Annotated in this window: 12 protein-coding genes; 4 read left to right on the top strand and 8 right to left on the bottom strand. The window is 73.3% G+C overall.

Translation table 11 applies throughout. The features are described from left to right. Window positions 1–219 precede the first annotated feature (219 nt). The gene (locus tag VK611_25905) at window positions 220–882 is read right to left on the bottom strand and encodes an Asp23/Gls24 family envelope stress response protein (protein ID HMG44796.1); all 663 of its coding nucleotides are present in this window, start codon (window positions 880–882) and stop codon (window positions 220–222) included. A gap of 69 nt (window positions 883–951) precedes the next feature. Then, window positions 952–2,397, bottom strand: a complete 1,446-nt coding sequence (locus tag VK611_25900) for an NAD(P)/FAD-dependent oxidoreductase (protein HMG44795.1) — start codon at window positions 2,395–2,397, stop codon at window positions 952–954. A gap of 48 nt (window positions 2,398–2,445) precedes the next feature. Here VK611_25900 and VK611_25895 point away from each other — a divergent pair, with 48 nt between their 5' ends. From VK611_25895 to VK611_25885, 3 genes are all read left to right on the top strand, one after another. Then, window positions 2,446–3,219, top strand: a complete 774-nt coding sequence (locus tag VK611_25895) for a M90 family metallopeptidase (GenBank protein HMG44794.1) — start codon at window positions 2,446–2,448, stop codon at window positions 3,217–3,219. A gap of 124 nt (window positions 3,220–3,343) precedes the next feature. Next, window positions 3,344–3,955: a Pr6Pr family membrane protein gene (locus VK611_25890; protein ID HMG44793.1), complete on the top strand. Its 612-nt coding sequence runs from the start codon at window positions 3,344–3,346 to the stop codon at window positions 3,953–3,955. Between the two features lie 230 nt (window positions 3,956–4,185). After that, entirely contained in the window at window positions 4,186–5,601 is a 1,416-nt protein-coding gene (locus VK611_25885; GenBank protein ID HMG44792.1) for a reverse transcriptase family protein, read from the top strand. Here VK611_25885 and VK611_25880 read toward each other — a convergent pair. Genes VK611_25880 through VK611_25855 form a run of 6 tightly spaced genes read right to left on the bottom strand, consistent with a single transcriptional unit; the run spans window position 5,554 to window position 10,891 of the window. Beyond that, window positions 5,554–6,801, bottom strand: a complete 1,248-nt coding sequence (locus VK611_25880; GenBank protein HMG44791.1) for a hypothetical protein — start codon at window positions 6,799–6,801, stop codon at window positions 5,554–5,556. The two genes, VK611_25885 and VK611_25880, sit on opposite strands and share 48 nt — an antisense overlap. Then, window positions 6,801–7,571, bottom strand: a complete 771-nt coding sequence (locus VK611_25875; protein HMG44790.1) for a tryptophan 2,3-dioxygenase family protein — start codon at window positions 7,569–7,571, stop codon at window positions 6,801–6,803. Before VK611_25875 ends, VK611_25880 begins: the two co-directional genes overlap by 1 nt. Next, complete coding sequence (locus VK611_25870) at window positions 7,571–8,140, bottom strand: MarC family protein (GenBank protein HMG44789.1); 570 nt, start codon at window positions 8,138–8,140, stop codon at window positions 7,571–7,573. Before VK611_25870 ends, VK611_25875 begins: the two co-directional genes overlap by 1 nt. Then, entirely contained in the window at window positions 8,137–9,312 is a 1,176-nt protein-coding gene (locus VK611_25865) for a hypothetical protein (protein ID HMG44788.1), read from the bottom strand. The genes VK611_25870 and VK611_25865 overlap by 4 nt, the downstream gene beginning before the upstream one ends. After that, entirely contained in the window at window positions 9,309–10,409 is a 1,101-nt protein-coding gene (locus tag VK611_25860; protein HMG44787.1) for an HTTM domain-containing protein, read from the bottom strand. The genes VK611_25865 and VK611_25860 overlap by 4 nt, the downstream gene beginning before the upstream one ends. Beyond that, entirely contained in the window at window positions 10,406–10,891 is a 486-nt protein-coding gene (locus VK611_25855) for a hypothetical protein (GenBank protein ID HMG44786.1), read from the bottom strand. The genes VK611_25860 and VK611_25855 overlap by 4 nt, the downstream gene beginning before the upstream one ends. A 105-nt stretch (window positions 10,892–10,996) precedes the next feature. On the opposite strand from VK611_25855, the gene VK611_25850 reads away from it, so the two are divergent. After that, a partial coding sequence (locus VK611_25850) for a hypothetical protein (protein ID HMG44785.1) occupies window positions 10,997–11,465 on the top strand: 469 nt, incomplete at its 3' end.

Raw genomic sequence — 11,465 nt, 5'->3', positions numbered from 1 at the left:
GCTTCCTCAGCCTCGGTCGGGTCCCCGGTGGTGTTGTCGGGCTGTCGCCATCGTTGCGGTGTCGAGCGACCGTTTCGGTTCGTCAGCGCCGCTGCGTGTGTCGGCCGGGCGGTAGGTGCGGCGCCGGTCGACCGTTTCGGTTCGTCGGCGCCGCAACGACCGTGCGGCACCGACGTCAGGCGTTCCTGGCCGCGGCCTCGCACACTGCGATAATGACCCCTAGCCCTCGATGGTGACGAGGCCGTCGTCGTCGACCTCTTCTTCCTTCTTGGCCGGCGTGGGCAGCTTCACGTCGTCGACGGTGACGTTCACCTCGACCACCTTCAGGCCCAGCATGCGGCTGGTCTGGCTCGCCACGTTGTTCTTGACGTTGCGGGCCACCTCCATCACCACGTGGCCGTACTCGATCATGATCGTGACGTCGATGGACACCTCGCGGCCGTTGATCTTGGCCTTGATGCCCTGATCGCCCCGCTTGTTGCCGATGCCGATCCTGTCCCGGACGCTCTCCAGCGCCCGCTCGATGTCGCCACCGAGGTCGGCGACGCCCTCGACCTCCATGCAGGCGAGACCGGCCACCTTCTCGACCACCTCGTCGGCGACCTCGATGCGGCCCTTCACCTCGGGCGCCGTGGTGGTCGGAGCCTGGGCGTGGGCCGGAGCCGCCGTCGCCGGGGTCGCCGGTGTGGCGCTCGGCGTCGCCGGGGTCTCCGGCGTCGTGGTCTGCGTCGAGGTCGTGCCAGTGTCCGACTGGCTCGGGGCACCCGTCTGCTGGTTCGACGCGGGCGGCCGGCCCGATCCCATCCCGAAGTCGTCAGCCCGAGGCGCGAAGGGCTTGGGGCCGTTCGCGACCGTCATGTTCTCGGGCGTGAAGTCCGTCATTTTGCTCTCCCCATCCTGTTTCCCAACCCCGCCATCCTGGCCCAGCTGTCAACCGATCGGGGGTCGGGGTCAGGAGGGCAGTTGGCGGAGCGCGTCGTCGATCCCGCGGTGGAACGTCGGGTAGGCGTAGATCATCCGCCGGAGCACGTCGACCGGCACCCGGGCGTGCACCGCCAGCGCCAGGAGGCCCAGCACCTCGCCGCCGCTCGGCCCGACGGTGGTGGCCCCGACCAGCACGCCCCGGTCGGCGTCGGCCACCACCTTGATGAACCCGTCGTTGCCGGCCTTGTGGATCCAGCCCCGCGCCACCTCGGGCAGCGGCACCAGGCCGGTCCGCACGTCGATGCCCTGCTCCCGGGCCTGCGACTCGGTCAGGCCGACGGCACCGACCTCGGGATCGGTGAACGTGACCCGGGGTAGGGCGTGGTACTCGGCGGGGGCGTGGCCGTGGCCCAGGATGTCGGCGGCGGCGATGCGGGCCTGGTACATGGCCACGTGGGTGAAGGCGCCCCGGCCGGTGACGTCGCCCACCGCCCAGACCTCGTCGGCGCCGGTGACCCGCAGGTTCTCGTCGACCTCCAGGGCCCGGGCGCCCTCGTCGAGACCCAGCGCCCCGACACCGATCGCCGCCAGGTCGGAGCGGCGGCCGGTGGCCACCAGCAGCTTCTCGGCCTCGACGGTGCGGCCGTCGGCCAGTTCCAACGCCACCGACGTCGTGCTGCCCTGCACCGACGTGGCCTTCACCGACGTGTGGACGGCGATGCCCTCCCGGTCGAACACCTCGGCCAGGAGGTCGCCGGCCTCGGGCTCCTCGTGGTCGACCAGCCGCTCCGCCGACTCGACCACCGTGACCGCCACGCCGAAGCGGGCGTACACCTGGGCCAGCTCCACCCCGATCGCCCCGCCGCCCAGCACCACCAGCGACGCCGGCGGCTCCGCCGCCTCGATGGCCTGCCGGTTCGTCCAGTAGGGCACCTGCTTGAGGCCGGGGACGGGCGGCACCACCGGCCGCGTCCCGGTCGCCACGACGAGGGCGTGCCGGGCCTCGATCACCTGCTCCTCGCCGTCGCCCTCGGGCCGGACCGACTCCTCCCGGCCGTCGCTGCTGCCGGGACCCCGGCGGAGCTCGACCGGTCGCACCGCCACCCGGCCGGGGCCGACGATGCGGCCCTGGCCGCGGACGAACCGGCCGCCCTTGCCCTCGAAGCGCTCGACCGCCGCGGTGTCGTCCCAGTCGTCGGTGGCGTCGTCGCGGATGCGCTGGGCCACGAGCGTCCAGTCGGGCTTCACCGTGACGTCGCCCGCCAGGCCCGCCACCCGCCACGCCTCGGCCAGCGCGTCGGCGGCCCGCACCATCATCTTCGACGGCACGCAGCCCCAGTACGGGCACTCGCCGCCGACGAGCTCCCGGTCGATGCCGACGACGTCGAGCCCTGCCTCGGCCAGCTCGCCGGCCAGGGCCTCGCCGCCCGGTCCCATGCCGACGACGACGACGTCGGCGCTCTCGGTGGTCATCGCCGTCAGATACCCGACTCCGTGGGAGTTGAGTCGAGGGGTGGCAGCATGGGCGGCGTGCTGCGCCGGAGTAGGTCACGGTCCCAGCGGCTTCCGGCCGACTGGGAGGAGCGCTCGGCTCGGGCCGTGGCCCACTGGCACGTGCTGGATCCCGGCGAGCGGGCCCGGCTCGGCGAGCTGATGGAGTACCTGCTGGCCCGCAAGCGCTGGGAGGCGGCGCGGGGCTTCGCGCTGACCGACGAGATCCTGGTGGTGGTCGCCGCCCAGGCCGCGCTGCTGATCCTGGGGCTCGACGTCGACTCCTACCGGGACGTGCGGTCGATCATCGTCCACCCGACGACGATGACCCAGCGGGGCCCTCGGCCGGGCCCGGCCCGTGGCGTGATGACCGACGCCCCGATGCCGATCCTCGGCCAGGCCAGCGACCGGCGGGGGCCGGTGATGATCGCCTGGGACGCCGCCCGGGCCGACGCCCGCCACCCCGACCGGGGCCACAACGTGGTCGTCCACGAGTTCGCCCACAAGCTCGACATGCTCGACAACATGATCGACGGCACGCCCCCGCTGCCCACGGCCGCGGCCCGGCAGCGGTGGATCGCCGTGTGCACCGCCGAGTACCGGCTCCTGCGGGCGGGTCGGGGCGGGCACCTGCTGTGGTCGTACGCGGGGGTCAACCCGGGCGAGTTCTTCGCCGTCGCCACCGAGGTCTTCTTCGCCCGCCCCGTCGAGCTCGAAGCCGAGAAGCCGGCCCTCTACGAGGTCCTCCGCGACTTCTACCACCAGGACCCCGCCGCCCGTCTCCGGCGGGCCCTGGCGTCGTGACACCCGCCCGCCCTCACCGAAACTTCGACAGGAGTGGTCGCTATAGGACCACCACGGTCGAAGTTTCGGGGTGAGTCGGTCCTACGGGCGGGCTGGTGACCGTCGGCCCCGGTACTGTCTCTGCGTGACTGCCGCCCTACGTTGTGCGCGAGCGGCGATGGCGGCGGCGATCGTCGTGGCGACGGTGGCGCAGTACGACCACAGCTCGGACCGCCCGACGTTCAGCGCCGCCAACTTCTTCAGCTACTTCACGGTGATCAGCAACGTGCTGCTGGTCGTGGTGCTGGTCGGGCTGGTGGCCCGGCCGCTGCTGCGTGACGCCGACGGCTTCGGCGCCATCCGGGGCACGGCGACCCTGGGGATCGTCGCCACCGGGCTGGTGTACGCCGTGCTGCTGGCCCCGGCGTCCGCCGACGTCGACGTGACGCTCCGCTGGGTCGACCTGGTCCTCCACACGGTGGCCCCGATCTTCGGGCTCGTCGACTGGCTCGTCGACCCGCCCCGCCGGCGTCCGACGACGGCTGCCGCGGCGAGCTGGCTCCTGCTGTCCTTCGTGTGGCTGCCCTACACGATGGTCCGCGGCCCGATCGTCGACTGGTACCCGTACCCCTTCCTCGACCCCGACGAGGAGTCCGTCGCCTCGATCGTCGTCACCAGCCTCGGGATCGCCGTGGTGTTCGTCCTCATCGCCGCTGCCCTCCGCTGGTGGTCGGGCCGCCGCGCCGCCATCGCCTGACGACGTGCCTTAGGGTCTCCGCCGTGCTGGCAGCGCGGACCGAGCCTGGTCGGGCGACGTTTCGACGTCGTGGTCGACCTCTCCGGGGTACCCCCGGGGGCGAGACGATGGTCCAGCAACGACACAGCGCATGCGCCCAAGTGCACTCCGCTGCACAACCGCGCACGCACGAGAGGGCTGGTCGGTCCGCGCTGCCGCGCACCCTTCCGTCCGCCGGGCGCTGAGGCGACGTGGCGAGGCTGCCGGCTCGGGCCGCCGCGGCGACGGCCCTGGCGGGGGCGTTCCTCGCCGGGGAGTGGCATCCCGACGCGATGGCGCGCCGGGGCAAGCGGGCCCTGGGCGACCGCCGCCGCTGGTTGGCCGACCTCGCCCGGGTCGTCTTCCACGCCTACCGGGAGCGGCCCGCCGACCGGCCCCGCGAGCTGGCCCGGTTCGTCGACGCCTGCGACCTGTTCGACACGGCCAGCCGCGACCCCGACCGCCCGCTGCAGGTGCGGGTGTGGATGGCGGCGCCGACCGAGATGGCCCCGCCGCCGTGGCCGCCGCGCCGGTTCCCGTGGCCGGTGCTCCACGGCGTGCCCGACCTGGCGGCGTGGCTCGGCGTCACCGATGCGCACCTCGAGTGGTTCGCCGACCGGCGGTCCTTCGAGCGCACCGCCAGCGACGAGCGGCTGCGGCACTACCGGCGGCGCTGGGTCGCCAAGGCCGACGGGTCGAGCCGCCTGATCGAGGCCCCCAAGCACGAGCTGAAGGACCTGCAGCGCCAGGTGCTGCACGGGATCCTCGATCGGGCGCCCAAGGACTGGGCTCAGGCGTCTGGATCGGTTGGATCGGGGCGATCGCTTCATGATTTCGCGGAGTTGCACGTCGGCAAGCAGGTGGTGATCCGCTGCGACCTGGAGGCGTTCTTCGCGTCGACCACGGTCGGCCGGGTCTACGGGGTCTTCCGCTGGCTCGGCTACCCCGAACCCGTCGCCCACCACCTGGCCGCGCTGTGCACCACGGTCACGCCGCGCGCCGTGTTGCGGAGTGCTCCACGGTCGGCGTCGGAGCGCCACCGCCGGGCGCTCACGCGGCTCGCCGGCCCCCACCTGCCCCAGGGTGCGCCCACGTCGTCGTCGCTGGCAGGCCTCTGCATGTTCCGCCTCGACCGGCGCCTCTACCAGCTCGCCCGCGGCTTCGAAGGGCGCTACTCCCGCTACGTCGACGACCTGATCTTCTCCGGTGACGCCGACCTGTTGCGGGGCAGCCGGCGCTTCGTGCGCCTCGTCGAGTCGATCGTGCGCGACGAGGGCTACCGCCTCCACGCCGGCAAGACGCGCATCCGGACGGCCGCCCAGCGCCAGACGGTGACCGGTCTCGTCGTGAACGCCGGCCTCAACGTGCCGCGTCGTGAGTACGACCAGTTGCGGGCCGTCCTCCACGACGCCGCCCGCTCCGGCCCCGAGGCCGCCAACCGCGCCGGGCACCACGACTTCCGGGCCCACCTACAGGGCCGCATCACCTGGGTCGCGGCCGGCAACCCGACCCGCGCCGCCAAGCTGCACGCCGCCTTCGCCGCGATCCCCTGGCCCGATCACCCGACCGGGAGTCGCGGGTCAGAGGGCGGTGATCGACTCGGCGAGGACGCCGACCGCGGCCTTTAGCTGCGTGTCGGAGAGGTAGGGGGCGGGGCCGAGGCGGAGGTAGCGGCCTCGGCAGTCGACGGCGACGCCGCGGTGGCGCAGCTCGGCGTCGAGGCGGTCGGCGTGGGGTGACTCCAGAGCGAGGAACCCGCCGAAGCCGGTCGGCGGCGTGTGCCGGTCGCGGGTGACGAGGGTGTCGGGGACCTGGAGGGCGTCGAAGCCCTCGGCCAGCACGGCCACCTGGTGGAGGTACGACTCCCGGAGCAGCGCCGGCGTCAGGCCCTGCTCGGCGAAGAACCGGAACACCCGGGCCGCCCGGTAGTTGCTGGTCGGGTCGTAGGTGGCTCCGGCGAAGCGCTCCGCCCCGGGCGCGTACCCCACCGGCCCACCCTGCGGCTGCGCCTGGGAGCGGGCACCGAACTCGGCGAACCACCCGGTGAGGATCGGGCGCACCTCGGCCGCGTGGTCGGGGAGGCGGAGGCAGCAGTTCCCCTCGCCGAGCTGGAGGTACTTGTAGCCTCCGCCGACCACCCAGGCCGACGACAGCCCCAGCTCGTGGATCGGGAAGGGCACGCAGCCGAGCGCGTGGTAGGCGTCGACCAGCAGCTCGACCCCCAGGCCGGCGCAGGTCGCCGCCAGCTCGCCGAGGCCCGGCACGATGCGGGACGTCTCGAACAGCACGGCCGAGACCAGCACCGCGAGGGTCTGCTCGTCGGCGGCGGCCTCGGCGGCCAGGCGCTCGGCCAGCGTGTCGACCGGCTCGGCGTCGACCCACACCACCTCCACGCCCTCCTCGGCCAGCCGCAGGAGCTGGCGGCGCAGCGAGTGGAACTCGCCTCCCGTCGTGACGACCCGGGGCCGGCGGTGGCGGAGGTCGAGGGCGGACAGGAACCGGACCACCAGCTCGTGGGTGCTGGCGGCGAGCGCGATCTCGCCGTCGGGGTCGCCGAGGAGCCGCCGGTACCCGTCCCGCACCTCCTCGGCCTTGGTCATCGCCCGGTCCCACTTGTCGTCCCGGGCGGCCGCGGCGTCGTCGAACGCCTCGATCTGGCCCTCGAGCGCGACGTCGGGCCAGGCCTGGTGGGAGTGCCCGGTGAGCACCAGCCGGTCGTCGACCCCGAAGCGGCGGTAGTGCGGGGCCAGGGCGTTGGGCGTGGCCCGGAGGTCGGCGGTGGTGAGGGGAGTCGAGGTGGGGGTCGGGTACGGCGCCGGTGTCGGCATCACAGCTTGCTCCTGACGTCCCACAGCTCGGGGAAGACCGGTCGGGACAACGTCGTGCGCAGGTAGGCCACGCCGGGCGACCCACCGGTGCCCGGCCGGCTGCCGATCGTGCGCTCGACCATCTTCACGTGCCGGTAGCGCCACTCCTGCACGCCCTCGTCGACGTCGACGAGCCGCTCGGCCACCTGGGCGGGTTCGCCGTCGTCCTGGTAGACGCGGAGCAGCACCTGCTGGATGTCGCCCGACGGCACGTCGTAGCCCTGGGTGGCCAGGTAGCGCAGGAACGAGTCGAACAGCGAGGGACGGCGCATGGCGGTGGCGATCCGCTCACGGGCCGCGCTGCCGGCCGGGTAGTGCTCGACCACCTGGGGGTCGCGGCGCCCGAGCACGGCCTCGAGCTCCCGGAACTGCGCCGACTGGAAGCCGCTCGACGCCTCCAGGCGGCTCCGGAACCCGAGGAACTGGCGCGGGGTCATGGTCTCGAGCACGTCGATCTGCGCCACGGCGACCTTGAGGATCGTGAGCACCCGTTTCAGCGTGTGCAGCGCGTGCGGTGTGTCACCGGCGTCGAGCCGCCCCTGGAGGTGACCGATCTCGTGCAGGAGCTGCTTGAACCACAGCTCGTACACCTGGTGGATCACGATGAAGAGCATCTCGTCGTGCTCGTCCGACAGCGGCCGCTGCGCCCCGAGCACCTCGTCGAGCGCGAGGTACGAGCTGTAGTTGACCGCCGCTGTCGTGTCTGTCGTCTCGCCGTTCGTCTCGTCCATCAGACCGTCTTCACGCCGTCGACGATCATGCCGAGCGCGAGCGCGGCGGTGGGCAGGCCGGTGAAGCGGACGCCGATCGACCAGAGCGCCGGCCGTCCCCGGTGGAGCAGGGTCGCGACGCCGGAGAGGCCCAGGGCCACGACGGCGCCGACCGCTACGGCGCCGACACCCTCGTCGGCGCCCAAGGCGATGCTGGCCATGACCAGCTGCGGCGAGACCAGCACCGGGATCAGCAGGGGCACCACCAGCCCGGACCAGGGGCCCGGGTCGCCGTCGTCAGCGTCGTCGCGGCTGAGCAGCGCGTCCTCCGGCGGGAGGCGCCGCGGCCCGAGCGCCACCCACTTGGCGGCGACCGTCAGCAGCACGGCACCGGCCGCGACGCGGAACGTCGGCGCGGTCACCGACAGCACGTCGAGGAGCGCCTCGCTCGCCGCCGCGAGCACGACCGCCAGCAGGGCCGTCGCGGCCAGGCCCGCCGCCAGCACCCGGCGGTCCACGCGGCCGCGGAGCTCGGCGGCGACCGCGATCGGGTTCGCCGCCACCAGCAGGATCAGCAGCGCCGTGCTCATGTGCCCGCCCGTTCGAGCAGCCCGACCGAGGCCAGCAGGCCCGTGAGCGCGTGCTGCTGGTCGTCCATGCGGGTGATGTCGTCGCGGAACCAGGCGCCCCGGACCTCTTCGGGACCGTCGGTCACCTGGCGGTCAGCGAGGATCCCGGCCCCACACTCCAGCCGGTCGGCGAGAGCGGGGCGCATGTCGGCCAGCCGGTCGTCGACCTCCGCGACCCGCCTGATCGACGCCAGCCCCTCCAACCAGACCCCGAGGCCGGCGGCCCGAGCCCGGGGGTCGACGGCGACGTGCGGCCGGCTGTCCTTCTGCGACTCGGAGCGGATCAGCATCCCGAAGCGCTCGCCCAACGCCCGGGCGTAGTCGGCCTGCACCTCGGTGAGGCCGGTCGGTGCCAGCTCGGCCAGCAGGTAGGCGGCCCACTGGTCGGGCCAGGGCGGGAAGTCGAGGCCCTCGGCTTCGTCCCGCTCGGTGGCCAGGTAGGTCGCGACACGCCGGGCCGGCTCGTCCCACCCCTCGCCGGGGAACAGGGTGTGCAGCCGGGCCAGCGCCCATGCCGCCTCACCGGTGGCGTAGCGGGAGGTCACGCCGGCGATTGGGGCGTCCGTGTCGAGGTCGAGCTCCTCCAGGCCCTGGCCCCTCGGGGTGATCTGGCCCGCGAGGAACCGCCCGAGCGCCCGCAGCTCGCGGTCGTAGCCCGGATCGTCCGTGGCGTCGCGCCGGGCCTCCAGCGCGGCGGCCATCAGTGCGCTGGCGCCGAGGCGGGCCGTCGGCGCGCCCCGCTCGACGAACGCCCGGCCGTCGCCGGCGGGAACGAGGCGGTCGAGCATGTGGTCCAGTCCTTCGTCGGCGGCCGCGAGGGTGGCGCGGCCGGCTGTCGGATCCTCGTCGGCCCGGGCGTCGGCGAGTTGGTAGAGCGACATGGTGACCCCGGCGTGCCGCACGATGTTGTACCCGGGGATGGGTGCCTGCTCGGCCCGGTCGTACTCGTAGAGGTAGCGGCCGTCGCGGAGCTGGCCCGCGGCGATCCACTCGCCGCCGGCGGCGGCGGAATCCACGGCGCGTGCGTCCGTGAGCGGCGGGCAGACCTCGGGCGCCAGCAGGCTGAGGCGCAGCGCTCCGAACCCGACCAGCCAGACCACGGCGGTCGACCCGACGATCCGGCGACGGCTCACGGCGTGCGCACCGCCGCGGCGACGGGGGTGCGGGGGGCGCGGAGGGCGCCGACCGCGACGACGGGAGCGGCGAACGGGAAGGTCAACGGCAGGCGGGTCAGCACGACGCCGACAGCCTCGCGCCCCGACAGCACCGAGCCGTCACGATCGACCACGGTGAACCCGGCGTCCCCGGGCCCGGGCTCGGGCTCGATGCGGAACCGGCCGAACCAGTCCAACGCTCGCACCACGACGGCGACGGGGGACCCGGCGGGCAGCCGGAGGACGCGGTCACGGGTCGACGGGGTGACCCAGATCGCCAGCGCCCCGATCGCGGCGAGGCTGAACACCTCGACGCTGGCGCTGACCTCGATCGACAGGTGGAACACGATCCCCAGCCACAGCGCGGCGAGCCGGGTGCGCGCCGACCACAGCCCGAGCCCCACGAACAGCTCGATGGCGATCGCGGCCGGGGCGACCAGCAGGTAGAGAGGCCGCCAGGTGAGGAAGTCGATGCCCCAGTCGGGCAGCGGCGTCGGCTCGAGGTGGTACTGGTAGCGCACGACCCGGTCCCAGAGGACGATCCCGCCCAGCCAATCCGGGTCGACCAGCTTGCTGATCCCCGACGCCAGGTAGACCAGCGACACCTGCGTACGGAGCAGGTAGAGCGGCCACAGGAGTGCCTGGTCGGGGAGTGCCGGTCGGCCCCGGAGCCGGCGCCACCAGGCGTCCACCGACAGGACCCGTCCCGTGGGCAGCAGCGCCAGACCGAAGAGCAGGATCGTCAGGAACGTGCGGTTGTGGCGGAAGTGGGTCTGGCTGACCAGGAGGTTCCCGGCGACCACCAGGAAGGTCACCGACGTCGTGAGCCGGGTGAGGATGCCGCAGGCCATGAGGACGGCGGACGCCACGCCGACCCACAGGAGCACGGCCCACACCTCGCCGGGCAGCTTGGGTATGCCCGACCAGTACGGCTCCCAGAAGTGGTCGTCGTAGTGGATCCCGTTCCGGGCGTCGCGCAGGAACGGCGCCAGGTGCACCACCGTCACCGCGCCGAGCACCATGCGGAGCACGGCGAGCGCCCGCACGCTGCCGGTCCGGTCGAACACGCTGGTCATGCGGGCCCGCGCTCGCGCTCTCGCTCCACGCTGCGCAGCGTGGTGTGCTGCGGCCCGCGGGTGTTCTCGTAGTAGGTGACGTCCGCTTCGAGGTACCGGGTCTGGTGGTCGGCGGGGGTGTGGGTGGCGACCCAGTCGAGCGCATCGTCGAGGAAGTCGACCGTCGCTCCGACGCCCATGTAGGCGTGGCGCAGCCGCTCGGGATGCCGGAGCGCGGCCATGTCCACCAGGGTGTCCCAGCTGTAGGCGCCGTCGCCCCAGCGCTCCTCGACCGGTATCCGCTCGTCGTCCCAGGTCACCCGCACGATCTCGGCGCTCCACGTGCTCGACTCGTTGAACGGCTGGAAGGCGAAGAACTTGTGGGGCTCGCGGTAGCCGTTGAGAGCGAAGCCCACCTGCACCACGACGACGGCCACGAAGCACGCCCGTGCCGCCCGCCCCCGCCAGCGTGGACGCACCCCCTCCGTCGCTCGTCGCTCCACGACCAGCGAGTATGCCCGCCGCCGGTCGCAGCGCCCAGAACCGGTCGCAGTCTCCTAGCATCGCCAGCGGGGAAGGCGATCTCGTGGGGGGATGTCATGAGGCGGATGCTGAGCTTGCTCGCCGGCTTTGTGCTGGCGAGCGTGTCGTTGTCGGGTTGCTGGCTGCAGGTGGGCTTCGATGCCGGCCACACGCGCCACAACACCTCGGAGGCGACCCTCACCGTCGCCAACGCCGGATCGCTGACCCAGGCGTGGTCGACGGATCTGCTCGCCAAGGCGGGTGAGCCGCTGGTCCGGGGCGACCACGTCTACGTCGTCACCGGCGGTCTCACCGGCACCAGCACCAGGACCGACGTTCGGGCGTTCGCCACCGTCGACGGGCAGGCGGCCTGGGCCCGGAGCTTCGGCGGCGCCGGCGAAGCGCTGTTCTGGGAGCCGTCGTTCGTGGGCGGCGAGCTGTGGACCGGCTACTTCATGGTCGGCTCCGCCGCCGGGCGACCGATCGGGACCTACGCCGCCCCGGTGCGCATGGACCCGGCGGACGGCTCGGTGATCTCGTCGACGACCGACGCCG

Source organism: Acidimicrobiales bacterium (genome assembly GCA_035316325.1).
Taxonomy (GTDB): domain Bacteria; phylum Actinomycetota; class Acidimicrobiia; order Acidimicrobiales; family VFJN01; genus DASXTK01.
Note: the sequence above shows the minus strand (reverse complement) of the source record. Positions and strands in the feature narration are given on the sequence as shown.